The following is a 21,307-nucleotide window of genomic DNA, read 5'->3' as shown; positions in this document are numbered from 1 at the left end:
CTTTCGATGAACTCCAGTCGTCCTTATCTGATTCGCGCACTCTACGAGTGGATTGTCGATAACGATTGCACGCCGCACCTGCTGGTCAATGCCGAGTACGCCGACGTGCAGGTACCGCAGGGCTTTGCCAGCGACGGGCAGATCGTGCTGAACGTCTCGCCGGGTGCTGTGCGCCATCTGCATATGGATAACGAAGCGGTGAGCTTCGAGGGGCGCTTCGGTGGTGTGGCGCATACCCTGTATATCCCCGCTGCGGCCGTGCTGGCGATCTATGCTCGCGAAAACGGTCAAGGCATGGTCTTCGATCTGGAGCCGCCGGTGGCGGATGAAGAGCCGGAGATTGGCCCGGATGATGAGGGCCCATCTGGCGGCGAACCGCCCAGGCCAAGTGGGCGACCCAGTTTGAAAGTGGTCAAATGAACAACAAAAAAGGCGATCCGAGGATCGCCTTTTTTGTGTCTGGAAAGTCGTCAGCTCAGTTGGTGTACTCGAACAGCTTGACGATTTTCTGCACGCCGGACACGCCTTGCACCAGATTGCTGGCGAGAGCGGCCTCCTGGCGGGTAACCAGTCCCAGCATGTAAACGATGCCGTTTTCGGTGATCACCTTGATCTGCGAGCTGGTGATGCTGTTGTCGGCCAGCATCTGGGTTTTGATCTTGGTGGTGAGCAGGGCATCGTTGCTGCGGGCCAGGGCGGAAGAGGGCGGGATCACCTGCAACTCGTTATGAACTATCCGTACGCCCTGGGTGGCGCGGGCAGCCTGTTCGGCTGCGCTTTTGAGTTCGGCGCGAGGTGTTTGGCCGGCCAGCAGTACCACGCCATTGTAGCTGGTGACGACGACGTGCGAGCCCTGGGCCAGTTGTGGGTTGGCCCTGGCGATGTTCTCGCTGACCTTCGATGGGATGAACTGGTCGTCGATCTTATTGCCGAACGAGCGGCTGCCGCAGCCAGCCAGAACCAGGCTGAGCGCCAGGGTGGCAAGGATCAGTGGTGAACGGGTCATTCTTCACTCCCAAACAGTTGGCTATCGATCAGGTCGCACAGGCAGTGGATGGCCAGCAGGTGGACTTCCTGAATGCGTGCGGTGACTTTTGACGGTACGCGGATTTCCACGTCCTCGGGTAGCAGCAGTGAAGCCATGCCGCCGCCGTCGCGGCCGGTGAGTGCGACCACCACCATCTCGCGGTCGTGGGCGGCCTGGATGGCCTGGATCACGTTGGCTGAGTTGCCGCTGGTGGAGATCGCCAGCAGCACATCGCCCGGCTGGCCAAGGGCACGGATTTGCTTGGAGAACACTTCGTTGTAGCTGTAGTCGTTGGCGATCGAGGTGATGGTCGAGCTGTCGGTGGTCAGGGCTATCGCCGGCAGGCTCGGGCGCTCGCGCTCGAAGCGATTGAGCAGCTCGGAGGAGAAGTGCTGGGCATCGCCGGCCGAGCCGCCGTTACCGCAGGAAAGGATCTTGCCCTCGTTGAGCAGGGCCTGAACCATCGCCAGGCTGCCTTGCTCGATGAAAGGGATGAGCACTTCCATGGCTTGCTGCTTGGTGTCGATACTGGCCTGGAAAAGCTGGCGGATACGGGATTGCATGTCCATCAGGTATTACCTTCAGTGTGGCGGCTGGTCACGCGGCTTCGCGCTTATCGCGCCGGCCGCCTGCTACAAGGGTATATCGCTTGGCAATCGCAGACCGGGGTCTGTGCTTTCGCCGAAGTTGAGTTCGGGTGCTGTCCTGCGCAGCTCCGGTGAATGTCGATGCAGGCCGGGCCGGCAGTTCTCTGGTCGTGTCAGGCGCAATCTTGCTGGGCTTGCTCAGGTATCAAAGGCGTTCTTGATCCAGTTCAATCGAGCCGTCGGATTGCTGTCGGCGTCGATGGCTACGACATCAAAACGGCAGGGATGTTTGGCCCAGCGCGGCTCCTGTTGCAGAAAATGTTCGGCGGCGGCAACGAGTTTGCCGCGCTTGCGCGCATCGACGCTTCCCAGGGCGCCGCCCCAGGCGGCATGCCGCCGGTAGCGTACTTCGACGAATACTACTGTATCGCCGTCGAGCATGACCAGATCGAGCTCGCCGCGCTTGCACAGCCAGTTCTGCGCCAGTAGGCGCAGTCCTTGCTGTTCCAGGTGCTGGCGGGCGAGCGCTTCGGCGGCCCGGCCACTGGACTGAGTGCCGCTGTTATCGGTCAATTGATGCTGTCGGGGAGGCGCTGAACCTGGCCGTCGCGGAACTCGGCCCAGGGCAGCTGGCGTTCGATGCGTTGTGTCGGGGTCAGGCTGAGGCTGCCGGACAGGCCATCGACGCGGCTTTCCGGCAATGCCTTGAGCTGGCTCAGGCGCGGTGCCAGGCGATAGGCGTCGACGCCCATGGCATACAGGCGGCCGAGGCTGCCGGCGGCCTGTGGCCATTGCGCGCTGACTTGTTGGCGCAGCGGATCGTTGGCGTCCAGCAGCCAGGGTGTTTCGCAAAAGCGAATGCCGTTCAGGTCGAGGTACTGGGTCGGATTATTGCCGCCGCTGAACAGGTGCGAGGTGGCATAGACCGGTACATCGCCGGCGTATTGGAAGGCCAGCGTCGGTTTGATCTGCTGTGCTTGCTGGGGGGTGGCGGCGAGGAAGATGAAGTCGACGTCCTGGCGGCGTGCCGGTTGCGCAGCGATCGCGACGCCAAGAGTACTCTGCAGACGCTTGGCGCGGGCTTCGCTCTGGCGCAGCTGGAACAGGTCGGCGATCTGTTGGGCCAGTTCGACGGGCTGGTCGACATGTTCTGCAGCGATCAGGCTGCCACCGGCGGCTTGCCAGCTTTGGCGGAAGGCATCCAGTACGCGATCACCCCATTCGCCGCGCGGCACCAGTGCCACGGCGCGGCGCATGCCGTCAGCCCAGGCGCGACGGGCGACTTCGCGGGCCTCGTCTTCGGCAGAGAGGCCGAACTGGAACAGTTGCGCAGGGCCTTCCTGGCCGGCTTCGCTGTAATTGAGGGCGAGGGTGGTGATCGGCAGTTGCTCGCGTGCACTGAGTTGCTTGACCAGTGGCTTCTCCAGTGGGCCGACGATCAGTTGTACGCCGGCGGCTTGCGCCTGGCGGTAGAAGTCGTCCAGCGAGGTCAGCGTGGAGCTGTCATACAGCTCGATCGCGGGCGGGTTCTGGCCGGCCTGCTGGGCCTGGTAGTGCGCGGCGAGGAAGCCGTCGCGCAAGGCGCGGGCGACCGAGGCCAGTTGGCCTTCCTGTGGCAACAGCAGGGCGATCTTGGTCAGCGGCTGGCTGGCCAGCTCTTTCAGTTTGCTCAGTGCTACCGGCAGTTGCAGGGCCGCCGGGTGTTGTGGGTGCTGCTGGCGCCAGGCGTCGATGGCGGCCTGTTGCTGTTCCAGGGTGCTCGCGCTCTTCGAGATTCGTGCCAGTTGCAGCCAGCCGGCCAGGTCGGCATCGCCACCGTCCTGCAGTTGCTCGAGCGGCAGGGACGATACCAGTGCCCAGATCGCTTCATGGTTGGTGGTGGCGGTTTCGCCGCTTAGCAGTGGCGCGATATAGACCCGTTCGCGCGCGGCCGCCAATGTCTGGCCGTCGGCTTCGAGGGCGCGGGCACGAACCAGTTGGGTGCGCGCCTGTTGCTCCACCGGCAGCTCGCTCAGGCGTTCCAGGCTCGGGTGGTTGAGCGCTTGCAGGGCGGACTTGGGCTTGTTGCGTGCGAGCGCGAGCTCGGCGGCCAGGGTGCTGGCGAAAATCTGTTGGGCCGGTTTCAGGCTGTCCAGGGGTACCTGTTCGAGGATGCCGGCGGCACGGCCCAGATCCTTTTGCTGGTAGGCCAGGTCGGCAGCGGATAAGCGCAGCAGGGCGGCCTGCTCGGGCTTGCTTTCAGTGGCCTGTTGCAGCAGCTGCTCGATACTGGCTTGAGGCGTGCGAGGCAGTTCGCCCAGGCTGGACGAGGGCGAGCTGGCACAGGCAGCCAGCAGGCCGGCGAGACAGAGGGCGGAGAACGGGCGCAGGCAGGCGATCATGTAAGCGATCCTGGTACTTGATCAAATGAGGGGCGAATTGTACCCAAGCCCCGCCGGGGGCGCGATGTCGATGGCGTGAATCGGGCTACAATGCGCGTTTTATGTGATAGATGAGGTGTGCGTTGTGACCGCTCCAGGCGCTCTGAATTCCGCTACTGGCACGCTTTATGTGGTGGCGACGCCCATCGGCAATCTGGATGACATCAGCGCGCGGGCGCTGAAAGTGTTGCGTGGCGTCGCGCTGATCGCCGCCGAGGACACCCGGCACTCGATCCGCTTGTTGCAGCATTTCGGCATCGCCACGCCGCTGGCGGCCTGCCATGAACATAACGAGCGCGACGAAGGCGGGCGCTTTCTGGCGCGTCTGCAGGCGGGCGATGATGTGGCGCTGATTTCCGATGCCGGTACGCCACTGATTTCCGACCCCGGCTACCACCTGGTGCGCCAGGTGCGGGCGGCCGGTATTGCCGTGGTGCCAGTGCCTGGCCCTTGCGCGCTGATTGCGGCGCTGTCGGCGGCAGGCTTGCCTTCGGATCGGTTTATCTTCGAAGGTTTTCTGCCGGCCAAAGCGGTGGGCCGTCGCGCCCGTCTCGAGTTGGTGAAAGAAGAACCGCGCACGCTGATTTTCTATGAGGCGCCGCATCGCATTGTGGAATGTCTGGCGGACTTGGAAGCGGTGTTTGGTGGCGGGCGCATGGCGGTCTTGGCGCGCGAGCTGACCAAGACCTTTGAGACCTTGAAAGGCCTGCCGCTGGCCGAACTGCATGCCTGGGTGGCGGCCGACAGCAATCAGCAGCGCGGCGAGTGCGTGGTCTTGGTGGCGGGGTGGCAGGCGCCGGAGGGCGATGATGCCTTGAGTGCGGACTCCTTGCGGGTGCTCGATCTGTTGCTCAAGGAAATGCCGCTCAAGCGTGCGGCCGCGCTGGCGGCGGAGATCACCGGGGTGCGCAAGAACCTGCTCTATCAGGCGGCTTTGGAGCGCCAGCAAGACGTTTAAGCTTGTTCTCAGGCCTGCCTGCCGCTACCCTAGGCGGCGGAGAGTCGATCGGACAGTCGCTGCTGCGTTTCGTTCCGCGAAATGCAGGGGAGGAAAGTCCGGGCTCCATAGGGCGGAGTGCCAGGTAATGCCTGGGGGGCGTGAGCCTACGGAAAGTGCCACAGAAAATAACCGCCTAAGCGCTTCGGCGCCGGTAAGGGTGAAAAGGTGCGGTAAGAGCGCACCGCACGGCTGGCAACAGTCCGTGGCTAGGTAAACCCCACTCGGAGCAAGACCAAATAGGGTTCCATTGGCGTGGCCCGCGCTGGAACCGGGTAGGTTGCTAAAGGCGTGCAGTGATGTACGTCGTAGAGGAATGACTGTCCTCGACAGAACCCGGCTTACAGATCGACTCTCCACCTTTTCTTCTATCCGCTTCGCCTCTCGCATCGCATTTCTAATACCGAAAAAATCTTACTCTTAACAAACCACTTTAAGTTTGAGCTCTAGCTGCTTGAGTCGGCGAAGTTTTGTCCTCGAAAAGCCCCCGTAATGCCTCGCCAATACCCCCTCTAAGTTCGCTAAATTACCGTCCTATAAGGGTTTTTCCCTATTTGCGCGCCTTGACGGTGGGGTGGCCGCATTCCTATAGTGTGCGTAAGTGGCACGAAGTGGCATGAAGTGGGTTTTTTGGGCATGGATAGCTAATCAAAGTGGGAGAGCTCAACAGTGTTTCGCGGAGCTAACGCCATATCTCTCGACGCCAAAGGGCGGCTCGCGATGCCAAGTCGGTATCGGGACGAGCTCGTTTCGCGTTCGGCTGGCCAGCTCATCGTCACTATTGATGCCATCGATCCATGCCTGTGTGTTTATCCGCTGCCCGAGTGGGAGCTGATTGAAGCCAAGCTCCGCGAATTGCCTTCTCTGCGTGAAGAAACCCGTCGCCTGCAGCGTCTGCTGATCGGTAATGCCGTGGACTTGGAGTTGGACGGCAGTGGCCGCTTCCTGGTGCCACCGCGCCTGCGCGAGTACGCCAAGCTGGACAAGCACGCGATGCTGGTCGGCCAGCTGAATAAATTCCAATTGTGGGACGAGGGTGCCTGGAATGCGGTTGCTGACGCAGACCTGGCGGCGATTAAACAGTCCGGCGGCCTGCCGGACGAACTGCGTGATTTGATCCTGTGACTATGACCAGTAGCGACTTTCGCCACATCACCGTATTGCTCGATGAAGCCGTTGAGGCTCTGGCCGTGCGCGCGGATGGCTGCTACCTGGACGGCACCTTCGGGCGTGGCGGGCATAGTCGCTTGATCCTCGAGAAGCTCGGCCCGGATGGGCGTCTGCTCGGTTTCGATAAAGATCCACAGGCGATCGCAACTGGGGAAGCGCTGGCGGCCGAAGACGGCCGCTTTGTCGTTGTGCAGCGCAGTTTTGCCGAGTTGAGCGAGGAAGTCGCGGCGCGTGGCATGGCCGGCCAGGTGGCGGGCGTGCTGCTGGACCTGGGTGTCTCCTCGCCGCAGCTGGATGATGCCGAGCGCGGCTTCAGCTTCCTCAATGATGGCCCGCTGGATATGCGCATGGACCCGACCCGCGGGATCAGCGCGGCAGACTTCATCGCCAGCGCGTCCGTGGAGGAGATCGCCCGGGTCTTCAAGGAATATGGTGAAGAGCGCTTCGCCAAGCGCATGGCTCGCGCGGTCGTGGAGCGCCGGGAAACTCAGCGTTTCGAGCGTACGGCCGACCTGGCCGAAGTGCTCAAGGTTGCCAATCCGGCCTGGGAGAAGGGCAAGAACCCGGCGACCCGTGCGTTTCAGGGTCTGCGCATCCATGTGAACAACGAGTTGGGCGACCTCGAACGCGGGCTGGATGCCGCGCTGGAGGCGCTGGAGGTGGGTGGGCGGCTGGTGGTGATCAGCTTCCATTCCCTGGAAGATCGCATCGTCAAACTGTTCATGCGCCGCCATGTGAAGGGTGAGGCGGATAATCTGCCGCGTGACCTGCCGGTGCGTTTTGCCGCCTTCGAGCCGAAGATCAAGGTCCACGGCAAGCCGCAGTTCGCTTCCGAGGCCGAATTGCAGGCCAACCCTCGCGCCCGCAGTGCGGTCATGCGCGTGGCGGAGAAGCTGCGGTGAGTCGCGCCTTCGCCAAGCCTTTGCCCGGCGGCAGCCTGCTGATGCTGGTGCTGTTCGTCGGCGTACTGGTTTCGGCGATTGCCGTGTCCTACAGCGCGCACTGGAATCGTCAGCTGCTCAATGGGCTTTATGCCGAACTCAGCGTGCGCGATAAGGCGCAGGCCGAGTGGGGCCGCCTGATCCTCGAGCAAAGTACCTGGACTGCCCATAGTCGTATCGAAAGCCTGGCTAGCGAGCAGCTGAAAATGCGCATTCCCGAGCCAGCCGAAGTGCGGATGGTGACGCCATGATGAAGCTCGAAGGCGCGCTCTACCCCTGGCGCTTCCGGCTGGTGCTGGCTTTGCTCGCGCTGATGGTCGGCGCCATTGCCTGGCGGATCATCGATCTGCAGGTACTCGATCACGACTTTCTGCAAGGCCAGGGCGATGCGCGCAGCGTGCGGCATATGCCGATTCCTGCGCACCGTGGCTTGATCACCGATCGCAACGGCGAGCCGCTGGCGGTCAGCAGCCCGGTCACCACCCTGTGGGCCAATGGCAAAGAGTTGCAAACCGCCCGCGAGCGTTGGCCGGCCCTGGCGGCGGCGCTTGGCCAGGAGCCGAAAGCCTTCGCTGCGCGCCTGGAACAGAATGGCGCGCGCGAGTTCATGTACCTGGTGCGCGGCTTGACGCCTGAGCAGGGGCAGGTGGTGCTCGACCTCAAGGTGCCGGGCGTCTACGCCATCGAGGAGTTCCGTCGTTTCTATCCGGCCGGTGAAGTCACCGCCCATGTGGTGGGTTTCACCGATATCGACGACCGTGGCCGCGAGGGCATGGAGTTGGCGTTCGACGAGTGGCTGGCCGGTGTGCCGGGCAAGCGCCAGGTCTTGAAAGACCGCCGCGGACGCCTGATCAAGGATGTCCAGGTCACCCAGAACGCCAAGGCTGGCAAAGCCTTGGCGTTGTCGATCGACCTGCGCCTGCAATACCTGGCGCACCGCGAACTGCGCAACGCCCTGACCGAATTCGGCGCCAAGGCCGGTAGCCTGGTGATGCTCGACGTCAAGACCGGCGAAGTGCTGGCCATGGTCAATCAGCCTACCTACAACCCGAACAATCGCCGCAACCTGCAGCCGGCAATGATGCGCAACCGGGCCATGATCGATGTGTTCGAGCCGGGCTCCACGGTCAAGCCGTTCTCCATGAGCGCCGCGCTGGAAAGCGGCCGCTGGAAGCCGGGTGACACGGTCGACGTCTACCCGGGCACCCTGAAAATCGGCAAATACACCATCCGCGACGTGTCGAAGAACGAAGGCGTGCTGGACCTGACCGGCATCCTGATCAAGTCGAGCAACGTCGGCATCAGCAAAATCGCCTTCGATATCGGCGCCGAGTCGATCTACAGCGTCATGCAGCAGGTCGGCCTCGGCCAGGATACCGGCCTGGGCTTCCCAGGCGAGCGGGTCGGCAACCTGCCCAATCACCGTATCTGGCCTAAGGCGGAGACGGCCACCCTGGCATACGGCTACGGCCTTTCGGTGACCGCCATCCAACTGGCCCATGCCTATTCCGTATTGGGTAACAATGGCCGCAGCGTGCCGATGACCCTGATGCGTGCGGACAATAAAGTGGCAGAGGGTGTCCAGGTGATTCCCGAAAGTACCGCCAAGACCATTCAAGGCATGCTGCAACAGGTGGTCGAGGCCCCTGGCGGAGTGTTCCGCGCCAAGGTGCCGGCTTACCACGTCGGCGGCAAGAGCGGCACCGCGCGCAAGAACACCGTGGGTAGCAAGGGCTACACCCAGAATGCCTACCGCTCGCTGTTCGCCGGCTTCGCGCCGATGAGCAATCCGCGCATCGCCATGATCGTGGTGATCGACGAACCCAGTACCGGCGCCTATTACGGCGGCCTGATCTCGGCGCCGGTGTTCGGCAAGGTCATGGCCGGTGCGTTGCGCTTGATGAATATTGCCCCGGACAACCTGCCGCCGCCGGCGGTTGAGCCTCCGACTATTGCCGCTGCTGTTGGCCAGGGAGTGCCGCGCTGATGCCGATGCCGCTGAATCAGTTATTGCCCGAGGCCGAAAGCTCGGTGCTGATCCGCGAACTGACCCTGGACAGCCGCAAGGTGCGTCCGGGTGATCTGTTCCTGGCGGTGCCGGGCGGTCAGCAGGATGGCCGGGTACATATCAGCGATGCCATCGCCCGTGGTGCCGCCGCCGTGGCCTATGAGGCCGAAGGCGCGGCGGCGATGACCGCCACCAGCGCCCAGCTAATTCCATTGAAGAACCTGGCGGGGCAGCTGTCGGCCATCGCCGGACGCTTCTACGGCGAACCGAGCCGTGCGCTGCATCTGGTTGGCGTGACCGGCACCAATGGCAAGACCAGTGTCAGCCAGTTGCTGGCCCAGGCGCTGGATCACTTCGGTGAGCGTTGCGGAATTGTCGGCACCCTCGGTACCGGCTTTCACAATGCCCTTGAACAGGGTCGCCATACCACGCCGGACCCGATTGGCGTGCAAGCGGTACTGGCCAACTTGAAACAGGCTGGCGCGCGCGCGGTGGCGATGGAGGTCTCATCCCATGGCCTGGAGCAAGGCCGGGTCGCGGCCCTGGCCTTCGATGTGGCGGTGTTCACCAACCTGTCGCGCGATCACCTGGATTACCACGGTTCGATGGAAGCCTACGGCGCAGCCAAGGCCAAGCTGTTCGGCTGGCCGGGCCTGCGTTGCCGGGTGCTGAATCTGGACGATGCCTTCGGTCGCCAACTGGCTACCGAGGCGCAGGACTCGCGCCTGATCACTTACAGCCTGGAAGACGCCAGCGCCTATCTGTATTGCAGCGAAGCGCATTTCGACGATCACGGCGTACGCGCCAAACTGGTCACGCCCAAGGGCGAGGGCAGCCTGTGCAGTTCGCTGCTCGGGCGCTTCAACCTGAGCAATCTGCTGGCGGTGGTCGGCGCCTTGCTCGGCATGGATTATCCGCTGGACGAAATCCTCAAGGCCCTACCCGCACTGCAAGGCCCTGCTGGGCGCATGCAGCGTCTGGGTGGCGACAAGCAGCCGTTGGTGGTGGTCGATTACGCCCATACCCCGGATGCACTGGAAAAGGTTCTTGGCGCTTTGCGTCCGCATGCCCAGGGCCGTCTGCTCTGTCTGTTCGGCTGTGGCGGCGACCGTGATCGCGGCAAGCGTCCGCTGATGGCCGAAGTGGTCGAGCGCCTGGCCGATGGCGTACTGGTCACCGATGACAATCCGCGCAGCGAAGCGCCGGAGCAGATCTTTGCCGATATCCGTGCGGGCTTCAAAGCCCCGCAGCAGGTTCGCTTCGTTTCCGGTCGTGGCCAGGCCATCGCGCAATTGATCGCCAGTGCCGAGGCAGCGGACGTCATCGTGCTGGCCGGTAAAGGGCATGAGGACTATCAGGAAATCAATGGCGAACGGCAGCCGTTTTCCGATCTGGACGAGGCCGGCAAAGCGCTGGCGGCCTGGGTGGTGAAGCATGCTTAAAGCCTTGCGTTTGAGCGAAATCGCCGCGCCGCTGAACGGCCGCCTGGTCGGTGCGGACGCCCTGTTCGATGCCGTGAGCACCGACAGTCGCGCGATTCAGCCGGGTCAGCTGTTCATTGCCCTGACCGGCCCGCGTTTCGACGGCCACGCCTATCTGGCTGAAGTCGCAGGCAAGGGCGCGGTGGCGGCGCTGGTCGAGCGCGAAGTCGCCGGCGTGGCGCTGCCGCAACTGGTGGTGCGTGACAGCCGCCAAGCGTTGGGGCAGCTCGCCGCCTTGAATCGCAGCGCTTACCACGCGCCGCTGGCCGCCATCACCGGCTCCAGCGGCAAGACCACGGTCAAGGAAATGCTCGCCAGCATCCTGCGCGCTGGCAGCGCCGGCCCGGTACTGGCGACCCGTGGCAATCTGAATAACGACCTGGGCGTGCCGCTGACCTTGCTGGAGCTGGCGCCGGAGCACGTTGGCGCGGTGATCGAACTGGGGGCGTCGCGCATCGGAGAGATCGCCTACACGGTCAACCTGGCTCAGCCGCAGGTCGTCATCATTACCAATGCCGGTACCGCCCATGTTGGCGAATTCGGTGGGACGGAGAAGATCGTCGAGGCCAAGGGCGAGATCCTCGAAGGGCTGCCTGCCAACGGCGTCGCGGTACTCAACCTGGACGATAAGGCCTTTGCCACCTGGCAGGCGCGAGTCCATGCCGGCACAGGCCGCGCGCGCAAGGTGTTGAGCTTCGCCCTGGCCAACGCCGCGGCGGATTTCCAGGCCAGCGACCTGAGCTGCGACGCCCGCGGTTGCCAGGCATTCGAGCTGCACAGCCCGGCTGGTAGCGCGCGGGTTCAACTCAATCTGCTCGGCGAGCATAACGTCGCCAATGCGCTGGCCGCCGCCGCCGCCGCTTTTGCCCTGGGCGTGCCGCTGGTCGGTATCGTCACTGGGCTGGAAACCGTGCAACCGGTCAAAGGCCGCGCCGTAGCTCAGTTGGCGACGAACGGCATGCGCGTCATCGATGACAGCTACAACGCCAACCCGACCTCCATGTGCGCGGCCGTTGATATACTCGCCGGCTTTTCCGGTCGCACCGTTCTGGTGCTCGGGGATATCGGTGAGCTGGGCGATTGGGCCGAGCAGGGCCATCGCGACGTCGGCACCTATGCCGCCGGCAAGGTCGACGCCCTGTATGCCGTGGGCCCGCTGATGGCCCATGCGGTCGCAGCGTTCGGCGCCGGCGCTCGGCACTTTGCCGACCAGGCCAGCCTGATCGTGGCCCTGGGCGCCGAACATGGCAACACCACCATTCTAATTAAGGGTTCGCGCAGCGCGGCGATGGAAAAGGTTGTCGCGGCTTTGTGCGGTACCAGCGAGGGGAGTCACTAAATGCTGCTGCTGCTGGCGGAGTATCTGCAACAGTTCTACAAGGGCTTCGCGGTCTTTCAATACCTGACCCTGCGCGGGATTCTGGGTGTGCTGACCGCGCTGTCGCTGTCGCTGTGGCTGGGTCCGTGGATGATTCGCACCCTGCAGATCCGCCAGATCGGCCAGTCGGTGCGCAACGATGGCCCGCAATCGCACCTGTCGAAATCCGGTACGCCGACCATGGGGGGCGCGCTGATTCTCTCGGCCATCGCCATCAGCACCTTGCTCTGGGCCGATCTGTCCAATCGCTATGTCTGGACCGTACTGATCGTCACGCTGTTGTTCGGTGGCATCGGTTGGGTCGACGACTACCGTAAAGTCATCGAGAAAAACTCGAAAGGCCTGCCAAGCCGCTGGAAGTACTTCTGGCAGTCGGTGTTCGGCCTGGGCGCGGCGATCTTTCTTTATATGACTGCGCCGAGCGCGGTGGAAACCACTCTGATCCTGCCGATGCTGAAAGATGTCAGCATCCCGCTGGGTATTGGCTTCGTGGTGCTGACCTATTTCGTCATCGTCGGTTCGAGCAACGCGGTCAACCTCACCGACGGCCTCGATGGCCTGGCCATCATGCCCACCGTGATGGTCGGCGGCGCGCTGGGCATCTTCTGCTACCTGTCGGGTAACGTGAAGTTCGCCGAATACCTGTTGATTCCCTATGTGCCGGGTTCCGGTGAGCTGATCGTGTTCTGCGCCGCGCTGGTCGGTGCAGGTCTGGGTTTCCTCTGGTTCAACACCTACCCGGCGCAGGTCTTCATGGGCGATGTCGGCGCGCTGGCGCTGGGCGCGGCGCTGGGCACCATTGCCGTGATCGTCCGCCAGGAGATCGTGCTGTTCATCATGGGCGGCGTGTTCGTGATGGAAACCCTGTCGGTGGTGATCCAGGTCGCTTCGTTCAAGCTGACCGGCAAGCGCGTGTTCCGCATGGCGCCGATTCATCACCATTTCGAACTCAAAGGCTGGCCGGAGCCGCGCGTGATCGTGCGCTTCTGGATCATCACCGTGATTCTGGTGTTGATCGGTCTCGCCACCCTGAAACTGCGTTAAGGACGAGGAGCCCATGAGCCTGATCGTTTCTGACCACTTCCGCATTGTTGTCGGCCTCGGCAAGAGCGGCATGTCGCTGGTGCGCTTCCTGGCGCGCCAGGGCATCCGCTTTGCCGTGGCCGACACGCGCGAGAACCCGCCGGAGCTGGCCACTATCCGTGCCCAGTACCCGCAGGTGGAAGTGCGTTGTGGCGAGCTGGACGTGGAGTTCCTGTGCCGGGCCGACGAGCTCTACGTCAGCCCCGGTCTGGCCCTGGCCACGCCGGCGCTGCAACAAGCGGCGGCGCGTGGCGTGAAGCTGCTGGGCGATATCGAATTGTTCGCGCGCCACGCCAAGGCACCGATCATTGCCATTACCGGTTCCAACGCGAAAAGCACTGTCACCACTCTGGTGGGTGAGATGGCAGTGGCTGCCGGCAAGCGGGTCGCCGTCGGCGGCAACCTTGGCACGCCGGCATTGGATCTGCTGCAGGATGACATCGAGCTGTATGTGCTCGAGCTGTCCAGCTTCCAGTTGGAAACCACTGATCAGCTGAATGCCGAAGTGGCCACCGTACTGAATATCAGCGAAGACCACATGGACCGCTACAGCGGCCTGCCGGCCTATCACCAGGCCAAGCACCGGATCTTCCGCGGCGCGCGTCAGGTGCTGGTGAATCGCCAGGATGGCCTGTCGCGTCCGCTTATCGGCGAGCAGGTGCCGTGCTGGACCTTCGGTTTGAACAAGCCGGACTTCAAGGGTTTTGGCTTGATTGACGAAGACGGTGAGAAATTTCTGGCCTTCCAGTTCGAGCCACTGATGTCGGTGCGTGAACTGAAAGTCCGGGGTGCGCATAACCAGGCCAATGCCTTGGCCGCTCTGGCGCTCGGTCATGCGGCCGGCCTGCCGTTCGCGCCGATGCTGCAGGCGTTGCGCGCCTTCACCGGCCTGGCGCATCGTTGCCAATGGCTGCGCGAGCACGCCGGGGTCAGCTACTACGACGACTCCAAGGCCACCAATGTCGGCGCCGCTCTGGCGGCCATCGAAGGCCTGGGCGCGGATATCGCCGGCAAGCTGGTGTTGGTGGCCGGTGGCGATGGCAAGGGTGCCGACTTCTCGGCCTTGCGTGCGCCGGTCGGCCAGTATTGCCGCGCGGTCGTGCTCCTCGGCCGCGATGCCGAGCGGCTCGCAACAGCGCTTGAAGGGGCCGGCGTGCCGCTGCGTCGCGTGCAACGCCTCGACGAAGCCGTGCAGTTGGCCGCCGAGTTGGCCCGGGACGGCGATGCCGTGCTGTTGTCGCCAGCCTGCGCGAGCCTGGATATGTTCAAGAATTTCGAAGAGCGCGGGCGCTTGTTTGCCCAAGCGGTGGAGGCGCTCTCCTGATGCTGACTGCGCTGCTTGGCATCCTCCGTCCTTACCCGTCGCCACTGTTCAGTCGGCGCGGCATCGACCTGGATTTCCCGCTGCTGGCGGGCTGCCTGGCGTTGCTCGGCCTGGGCCTGGTGATGATCACCTCGGCCTCCTCGGAAGTGGCATCGGTGCAATCGGGCAATCCGCTGTACCACATGATCCGTCACCTGATTTACGCCGTGATCGGCGTCGGTGCTGCGGGCCTGATGATGATCATTCCGCTCGCGACCTGGCAGCGCATGGGCTGGCTGTTGCTGGTCGCGGCCTTCGGTCTGCTGGTGCTGGTGCTGGTGCCGGGCATCGGTCGGGAAGTGAACGGTTCGATGCGCTGGATCGGCTTCGGTGCCTTCAACGTGCAGCCTTCGGAAATCGCCAAGGTTTTCGTGGTGCTCTATCTCGCCGGCTACCTGGTGCGTCGCCAGGAAGAAGTGCGCGAGAGCTGGATGGGTTTCTTCAAGCCTTTCGTCGTGCTGTTGCCGATGGCCGGCCTGCTGCTGCTGGAACCGGACTTCGGCGCCACGGTGGTGATGATGGGCGCCGCCGCGGCGATGCTGTTCCTCGGGGGCGTGGGGCTGTTCCGCTTCTCGCTGATGGTCGCCCTGGCGGTCGGCGCGGTGTTCGTGCTGGTGCAGACCCAGGAATACCGCCTGCAGCGTCTGATCACCTTCACCGATCCCTGGGCCGATCAGTTCGGTTCCGGCTACCAGTTGACCCAGGCGCTGATCGCCTTCGGGCGCGGCGAATGGCTGGGCGTCGGCCTGGGCAACAGCATCCAGAAGCAGTTCTACCTGCCGGAAGCCCATACCGACTTCGTGTTCGCGGTGCTGGCCGAAGAGCTGGGCCTGGTCGGCGCGTTGGCCACCGTTGGCCTGTTCGTCTTCGTCAGTGTGCGAGCCCTGTATATCGGCTTGTGGGCGGAGAAGGCCAAGCAGTTCTTCGCCGCCTATGTCGCCTACGGCCTGGCCTTCCTCTGGATCGGCCAGTTTCTGATCAATATCGGCGTGAACGTCGGCCTGTTGCCGACCAAGGGCCTGACCCTGCCCTTCCTCAGCTACGGCGGCAGTTCGCTGGTGATCTGCTGCGCCTGCCTCGGCTTGTTGCTGCGCATCGAGTGGGAGCGGCGCACGGTGCTGGGCAGCGAGGATGTCGATTTCGTCGAGAGCGACTTCGCCGAAGACCTCCCCAAGAAAAAGAGCCTGCCCGAGGAGGTCGTCCATGGCCGCTAATATTCTGATCATGGCCGGTGGTACCGGTGGGCACGTATTCCCGGCGCTGGCCTGCGCGCGTGAGTTCCAGGCGCGCGGCTACAGCGTGCATTGGCTGGGTACGCCGCGGGGCATCGAGAACGAATTGGTGCCGCAGGCCGGCCTGCAACTGCACCTGATCAACGTCAGCGGGCTGCGCGGCAAGGGCGTTCTGGCGTTGCTGAAAGCGCCGTTCAGCCTGGTTCGGGCCTTGTTCCAGGCACGTAGCATCGTGCGTAAGTTGCGCCCGGTGTGCGTGCTCGGGATGGGTGGTTATGTCACCGGCCCGGGCGGGTTGGCGGCGAAACTGGCCGGCGTGCCGTTGATCATCCACGAACAGAACGCGGTGGCCGGTACGGCCAACCGTAGCCTGGTGCGCTTCGCGACCCGCGTCTGCGAGGCCTTTCCGAATACCTTCAGCGCTTCGAGCAAGCGTCGCACCACCGGGAATCCGGTGCGCGAAGAGCTGTTCCTGGAAACGCCGCGTCCGGCTCTGCATAACCGCAAGCTGCGCCTGCTGATCCTCGGCGGCAGCCTGGGGGCCGAGCCGTTGAACAAGCTGCTGCCGGAAGCCCTGGGTGAAGTGCCGGCCGAGTTGCGTCCGGAAGTGGTTCACCAGGCTGGCAAGCAACACGACGAGGTGACGGCCGATCGCTATCGCGCCGCTGGCGTGCAGGCGCACGTCGCCCCCTTCATCCAGGACATGGCCGGCGCCTATGCCTGGGCCGACCTGGTGGTGTGCCGCGCAGGCGCGTTGACCATCAGCGAACTGGCCGCTGCCGGGCTGCCATCGATGCTGGTGCCATTGCCGCACGCCATCGACGATCACCAGACCCGCAATGCCGACTATCTGGCGCGGGAGGGCGCTGCCTTCCTGCTGCCGCAAGCGACGACCGGCGCCGCCGAATTGGCCGAGCGCCTGACCGAGGTTTTGATGCATCCCGAACGACTGATCTATATGGCGAGCACTGCCCGCCGCCTGTCCAAACCTGACGCGACCCGCACCGTGGTCGAGATCTGCCTGGAGGTGGCCCGTGGTTGAGAGCCAGAAAGCCTTCCCGCAACCGGAAATGCGCCGCATCCGTCGCATTCACTTCGTCGGCATCGGCGGCGCCGGCATGTGCGGCATCGCCGAGGTGTTGCTGAACCTCGGTTACCAGGTTTCCGGCTCCGACCTCAAGGGCTCGGCGGTGACCGAGCGCCTGGAGAGTTTCGGCGCACAGATCTTCATCGGCCACCGCGCCGAGAACGTCGAGAGCGCCGATGTGCTGGTGGTGTCCAGTGCGATCAATACGGCCAACCCGGAAGTGGCCACTGCCCTTGAGCGCCGTATCCCGGTGGTGCCGCGGGCGGAAATGCTGGCCGAGCTGATGCGCTACCGCCACGGCATCGCCGTTGCCGGCACCCACGGCAAGACCACCACCACCAGCCTGATCGCCTCGGTGTTCGCCGCCGGCGGCCTGGACCCGACCTTCGTGATCGGTGGGCGCCTGAACGCCGCCGGTACCAACGCCCAGCTCGGCACCAGCCGTTACCTGGTGGCCGAGGCCGACGAGAGCGACGCCAGCTTCCTGCACCTGCAGCCGATGGTCGCCGTGGTCACCAATATCGACATGGACCACATGAGCACCTACGAAGGGGACTTCAACAAGCTGAAGAAAACCTTCGTCGAGTTCCTTCACAACCTGCCGTTCTACGGCTTGGCCGTGGTCTGCGTGGACGATCCGGTGGTACGCGAGATCCTGCCGCTGATTGCCCGTCCGACCATGACCTACGGCCTCAGCGAAGACGCTGACGTGCGCGCCATCAATATTCGCCAGGACGGCATGCTGACCTACTTCACCGTGCTGCGTGCCGGGCGCGAGCCGCTGGCGGTCTCGGTCAACATGCCGGGCAACCACAACGTTCTGAACGCCTTGGCCACCATTGCCATCGCCACCGACGAAGGCATCACCGACGAGGCCATCTTCCAGGGCTTGTCGGGCTTCCAGGGGGTCGGTCGGCGCTTCCAGGTATACGGCGATCTGCCGGTGGAAGGTGGCAGCGTGATGTTGGTCGACGACTACGGTCACCACCCGCGCGAAGTCGCCGCGGTGATCAAGGCTGTGCGTGGTGGTTGGCCGGAGCGCCGTCTGGTGATGGTCTACCAGCCGCACCGGTTCAGTCGCACCCGCGACCTGTATGAGGATTTCGTCCAGGTCCTGGCCGATGCCAATGTGCTGCTGCTGATGGAGGTCTACCCGGCCGGCGAAGAACCGATCCCCGGTGCGGACAGCCGACACCTGTGTCACAGCATCCGCCAGCGTGGCCAGCTCGACCCGATCTATATCGAGCGCGGCACCGAGTTGGCGCCGCTGGTCAAGCCGCTGCTGCGTGCCGGCGACATCCTGCTGTGCCAGGGCGCCGGCGATATCGGCGGTCTGGCCCCGCAACTGTTGAAAAGTCCGTTGTTTGCGGGTGGCGAGTCGGCCGCCGCGAGGAAGTCCAAATGAGTCGCGAATTGAAATCCAACCTGGCCCCTGAGGCCTTTGGCCGCGTCGCCGTGCTGTTCGGTGGCAAGAGCGCCGAGCGTCCGGTCTCGCTGAAGTCCGGCAATGCCGTACTGGAAGCGCTGCAGGGCGCCGGCGTGGACGCCTTCGGGATCGACGTTGGCGATGATTTCCTGCAGCGCCTGGTCAGCGAAAAGATTGATCGCGCCTTTATCGTGCTGCACGGTCGTGGCGGCGAAGATGGCAGCATGCAGGGCCTGCTGGAGTGCCTCGGCATTCCTTACACCGGCAGCGGCGTGTTGGCCTCGGCACTGGCCATGGACAAACTGCGGACCAAACAGGTCTGGCAGAGCCTCGGGCTGTCGACGCCGCGGCACGCGGTGCTGGCCAGCGCCGATGACTGCCGGTCGGCGGTTGCGGAACTGGGCTTCCCCTTGATCGTCAAACCGGCCCATGAAGGTTCCAGTATCGGTATGGCCAAGGTGAACAGCGTCGACGAATTGATCGTCGCCTGGCAGGCCGCCTGCACGTTCGACTCCCAGGTGCTGGTCGAGCAGTGGATTCACGGCCCGGAATACACCATCGCCGTGCTGCGTGGCGAAGTGCTGCCGCCGATTGGCCTGGGCACGCCGCACAGTTTCTATGACTACGACGCCAAGTACCTGGCCTCTGATACCCAGTACCGTATTCCCTGCGGGCTGGATGCCGCGAAAGAACAGGAGTTGAAAGACCTCACCGCCCGCGCCTGCGAGGCCGTGGGTATCCAGGGCTGGGCCCGCGCCGACGTGATGCAGGACGCCGCCGGCAAGTTCTGGCTGCTGGAAGTGAATACCGTACCGGGCATGACCGATCACAGCCTGGTTCCGATGGCCGCTCGCGCCGCCGGTCTGGATTTCCAGCAGTTGGTGCTGGCGATTCTGGCCGACAGCGTTGAGGCGCGAGGTTAAGACCATGCACGGCGCCACGCTCCGTCATCAGCAACCCGCCACCGGCCGCGTTCCACCGCGCAAGCCGGCACAGCGGGGTGCCAGCCGGATGGTGGCCAAGGAACCCTTGTCGGTACGCATGCCGAAGCCGAACTTTGCCTTGATCAAGCGTGTGCTCTGGCCGTTGCTGCTGTTGGTGCTGGGCTTTGGCACCTACGAGTTGGCGCAGCGCCTGTTGCCCTATGCCGACCGGCCGATCACCAAGATCAGCGTCAAGGGCGAGCTCAGCTACATCAGCCAGCAAGCCGTGCAGCAACGTATCGCGCCCTATGTGGCGGCGAGCTTCTTCACCGTCGACCTGGCCGGCATGCGCTCGGAGCTGGAGCAGATGCCCTGGATCGCCCATGCCGAAGTACGCCGTGTGTGGCCGGACAGCGTGTCGATCCGCCTGGAAGAGCAGCTGCCGGTAGCCCGTTGGGGCGATGAAGCCTTGCTCAACAATCAGGGCCAGGCGTTTACCCCGCGCGAGCTGGCCAATTACGAAAACCTGCCGCAGTTGGTGGGCCCGCAGCGCGCCCAGGAGCAGGTGATGCAGCAGTACCAGATGCTCAGCCAAATGCTGCGGCCACTGGGTTTCTCCGTCGCCCGGCTGGAGTTGCGCGAGCGCGGCAGCTGGTTCCTCAGCACCGGCGTGAACAGCACCGGGCAGAGCATTGAACTGCTGCTGGGACGCGATCATCTGGTGGAGAAAATGCGTCGTTTCGTCGCCATCTACGAAAAGAATTTGAAAGAACAGATCGCAAATATTTCGCGCATCGACCTGCGTTACTCCAACGGCCTGGCCGTTGCGTGGCGTGAGCCGGTAGCGCCGGCGGCGGATAAAACCGTCGCTCTGAAGTGAATCAGGAGAAGGCAAGCAACATGGCAAACGTGCAGAGCGGCAAGATGATCGTCGGCCTCGATATCGGCACCTCCAAGGTGGTGGCGCTGGTGGGCGAGGTTACGGCTGACGGCCAGCTGGAAATCGTTGGCATCGGTACCCACCCCTCGCGCGGCCTGAAGAAGGGCGTGGTGGTGAATATCGAGTCCACGGTGCAGTCGATCCAGCGCGCGATCGAAGAAGCGCAGATGATGGCCGGGTGCCGGATCCACTCGGCATTCGTCGGTGTGGCCGGCAGCCACATTCGCAGCCTCAACTCCCACGGCATCGTCGCTATCCGCGACCGTGAAGTCAGCCAGGCCGACCTCGAGCGCGTGCTGGATGCCGCACAAGCCGTGGCGATCCCGGCGGATCAGCGCGTGCTGCACACGCTGGCGCAGGATTACGTGATCGATAACCAGGAAGGCGTGCGCGAGCCGCTGGGCATGTCCGGTGTACGCCTGGAGGCCAAGGTGCATGTGGTGACCTGCGCGGTGAATGCGGCGCAGAACATCGAGAAGTGCGTGCGCCGCTGTGGCCTGGAAATCGACGACATCATTCTCGAACAACTGGCTTCCGCCTACGCGGTGTTGACCGATGACGAGAAGGAGCTGGGTGTCTGCCTGGTGGACATCGGCGGCGGCACCACCGATATCGCGATCTTCACCGAAGGCGCCATCCGCCACACCGCAGTGATCCCGATCGCGGGCGACCAGGTCACCAACGACATCGCCATGGCCCTGCGCACGCCGACCCAATATGCCGAAGAGATCAAGATTCGTTATGCGTGCGCCCTGGCCAAGCTGGCAGGTGCCGGCGAGACCATCAAGGTTCCCAGCGTTGGCGATCGCCCGCCGCGGGACCTGTCCCGGCAGTCGCTTGCCGAGGTCGTGGAGCCGCGTTACGACGAGCTCTTCACCTTGGTACAGGCCGAATTGCGGCGCAGTGGCTACGAGGACTTGATCCCGGCCGGGATCGTCCTTACCGGCGGTACCGCGAAGATGGAAGGCGCCGTTGAGCTGGCCGAAGAGATTTTTCACATGCCGGTGCGTTTAGGTGTGCCGCACAGCGTCAAGGGACTGGCCGATGTCGTACGTAACCCCATTTATTCAACAGGCGTGGGCCTGCTGCTGTACGGGCTGCAAAAGCAGAACGACGGCGTCTCCATGTCTGGCATTAGCAGTAGCTATAGCGATGAACCCAAGACACCTGTACTGGAGCGACTGAAGCGTTGGGTCCAGGGCAATTTTTGATGTTAAACCGCGTGTGCTGTAGGCGTTACAACT

20 protein-coding genes and 1 other RNA gene are annotated in these 21,307 nt (G+C 63.7%); 17 read left to right on the top strand and 4 right to left on the bottom strand.

Annotation, left to right across the window (positions count from 1 at the left end; translation table 11 throughout):
- Positions 1-6 precede the first annotated feature (6 nt).
- On the top strand, positions 7-420 hold the full coding sequence (locus AC3IYG_RS17995) for a ClpXP protease specificity-enhancing factor (RefSeq protein ID WP_489310724.1): 414 nt from the start codon (positions 7-9) through the stop codon (positions 418-420).
- A 55-nt stretch (positions 421-475) separates the two neighbouring features.
- Here the strand turns inward: AC3IYG_RS17995 and AC3IYG_RS17990 are convergent, their stop codons facing one another.
- The 4 genes from AC3IYG_RS17990 to AC3IYG_RS17975 form a co-directional block, all read right to left on the bottom strand.
- Positions 476-1,006, bottom strand: a complete 531-nt coding sequence (locus AC3IYG_RS17990) for a BON domain-containing protein (protein WP_489310722.1) — start codon at positions 1,004-1,006, stop codon at positions 476-478.
- Positions 1,003-1,596 carry a phosphoheptose isomerase gene (locus AC3IYG_RS17985; RefSeq protein ID WP_489310720.1) on the bottom strand — a complete coding sequence of 198 codons (594 nt, stop codon included), beginning with the start codon at positions 1,594-1,596 and terminating at the stop codon, positions 1,003-1,005. Before AC3IYG_RS17985 ends, AC3IYG_RS17990 begins: the two co-directional genes overlap by 4 nt.
- Before the next feature lie 216 nt (positions 1,597-1,812).
- Positions 1,813-2,187, bottom strand: coding sequence for a YraN family protein (locus tag AC3IYG_RS17980; RefSeq protein WP_489310718.1), 375 nt, complete (start codon positions 2,185-2,187; stop codon positions 1,813-1,815).
- Positions 2,184-3,995: a penicillin-binding protein activator gene (locus AC3IYG_RS17975; RefSeq protein WP_489310716.1), complete on the bottom strand. Its 1,812-nt coding sequence runs from the start codon at positions 3,993-3,995 to the stop codon at positions 2,184-2,186. Before AC3IYG_RS17975 ends, AC3IYG_RS17980 begins: the two co-directional genes overlap by 4 nt.
- 142 nt (positions 3,996-4,137) lie before the next feature.
- Between AC3IYG_RS17975 and rsmI the strand changes: the two genes are divergently transcribed.
- The 16 genes from rsmI (at position 4,138) to ftsA (ending at position 21,274) form a co-directional block, all read left to right on the top strand.
- A complete protein-coding gene (gene rsmI / locus AC3IYG_RS17970; protein WP_489313952.1) occupies positions 4,138-4,992 on the top strand; it encodes a 16S rRNA (cytidine(1402)-2'-O)-methyltransferase in 855 nt (284 codons plus the stop codon).
- Positions 4,993-5,032: 40 nt separating this feature from the next.
- Positions 5,033-5,391: RNase P RNA component class A (gene rnpB / locus AC3IYG_RS17965), an RNA gene on the top strand.
- 309 nt (positions 5,392-5,700) lie between these two features.
- Entirely contained in the window at positions 5,701-6,156 is a 456-nt protein-coding gene (mraZ, locus tag AC3IYG_RS17960) for a division/cell wall cluster transcriptional repressor MraZ (protein ID WP_489310714.1), read from the top strand.
- A 2-nt stretch (positions 6,157-6,158) separates the two neighbouring features.
- Complete coding sequence (rsmH, locus tag AC3IYG_RS17955) at positions 6,159-7,103, top strand: 16S rRNA (cytosine(1402)-N(4))-methyltransferase RsmH (RefSeq protein ID WP_489310712.1); 945 nt, start codon at positions 6,159-6,161, stop codon at positions 7,101-7,103.
- Complete coding sequence (gene ftsL / locus AC3IYG_RS17950; protein ID WP_489310710.1) at positions 7,100-7,393, top strand: cell division protein FtsL; 294 nt, start codon at positions 7,100-7,102, stop codon at positions 7,391-7,393. Before rsmH ends, ftsL begins: the two co-directional genes overlap by 4 nt.
- Complete coding sequence (locus tag AC3IYG_RS17945) at positions 7,390-9,129, top strand: peptidoglycan D,D-transpeptidase FtsI family protein (RefSeq protein ID WP_489310708.1); 1,740 nt, start codon at positions 7,390-7,392, stop codon at positions 9,127-9,129. The genes ftsL and AC3IYG_RS17945 overlap by 4 nt, the downstream gene beginning before the upstream one ends.
- Positions 9,129-10,592: a UDP-N-acetylmuramoyl-L-alanyl-D-glutamate--2,6-diaminopimelate ligase gene (locus AC3IYG_RS17940; protein WP_489310706.1), complete on the top strand. Its 1,464-nt coding sequence runs from the start codon at positions 9,129-9,131 to the stop codon at positions 10,590-10,592. Before AC3IYG_RS17945 ends, AC3IYG_RS17940 begins: the two co-directional genes overlap by 1 nt.
- Entirely contained in the window at positions 10,585-11,970 is a 1,386-nt protein-coding gene (locus AC3IYG_RS17935) for a UDP-N-acetylmuramoyl-tripeptide--D-alanyl-D-alanine ligase (protein WP_489310704.1), read from the top strand. The genes AC3IYG_RS17940 and AC3IYG_RS17935 overlap by 8 nt, the downstream gene beginning before the upstream one ends.
- Positions 11,971-13,053, top strand: a complete 1,083-nt coding sequence (gene mraY, locus AC3IYG_RS17930; RefSeq protein WP_489310702.1) for a phospho-N-acetylmuramoyl-pentapeptide-transferase — start codon at positions 11,971-11,973, stop codon at positions 13,051-13,053.
- A 13-nt stretch (positions 13,054-13,066) separates the two neighbouring features.
- Entirely contained in the window at positions 13,067-14,416 is a 1,350-nt protein-coding gene (murD, locus tag AC3IYG_RS17925) for a UDP-N-acetylmuramoyl-L-alanine--D-glutamate ligase (RefSeq protein WP_489310700.1), read from the top strand.
- Positions 14,417-14,427: 11 nt separating this feature from the next.
- Complete coding sequence (gene ftsW, locus AC3IYG_RS17920; protein ID WP_489313951.1) at positions 14,428-15,669, top strand: putative lipid II flippase FtsW; 1,242 nt, start codon at positions 14,428-14,430, stop codon at positions 15,667-15,669.
- The gene (murG, locus tag AC3IYG_RS17915; RefSeq protein ID WP_489310698.1) at positions 15,659-16,729 is read left to right on the top strand and encodes an undecaprenyldiphospho-muramoylpentapeptide beta-N-acetylglucosaminyltransferase; all 1,071 of its coding nucleotides are present in this window, start codon (positions 15,659-15,661) and stop codon (positions 16,727-16,729) included. Before ftsW ends, murG begins: the two co-directional genes overlap by 11 nt.
- Before the next feature lie 28 nt (positions 16,730-16,757).
- Positions 16,758-18,179 carry a UDP-N-acetylmuramate--L-alanine ligase gene (murC, locus tag AC3IYG_RS17910; protein ID WP_489313950.1) on the top strand — a complete coding sequence of 474 codons (1,422 nt, stop codon included), beginning with the start codon at positions 16,758-16,760 and terminating at the stop codon, positions 18,177-18,179.
- Positions 18,176-19,123: a D-alanine--D-alanine ligase gene (locus AC3IYG_RS17905; protein ID WP_489310696.1), complete on the top strand. Its 948-nt coding sequence runs from the start codon at positions 18,176-18,178 to the stop codon at positions 19,121-19,123. The genes murC and AC3IYG_RS17905 overlap by 4 nt, the downstream gene beginning before the upstream one ends.
- A gap of 4 nt (positions 19,124-19,127) precedes the next feature.
- Complete coding sequence (locus tag AC3IYG_RS17900; protein ID WP_489310694.1) at positions 19,128-20,003, top strand: cell division protein FtsQ/DivIB; 876 nt, start codon at positions 19,128-19,130, stop codon at positions 20,001-20,003.
- Positions 20,004-20,023: 20 nt separating this feature from the next.
- Entirely contained in the window at positions 20,024-21,274 is a 1,251-nt protein-coding gene (ftsA, locus tag AC3IYG_RS17895; RefSeq protein ID WP_489310692.1) for a cell division protein FtsA, read from the top strand.
- Positions 21,275-21,307: the final 33 nt, after the last annotated feature.

This window comes from Pseudomonas sp. KH_027 (genome assembly GCF_057838565.1).
This window is presented reverse-complemented; position numbering and strand designations above follow the sequence as displayed.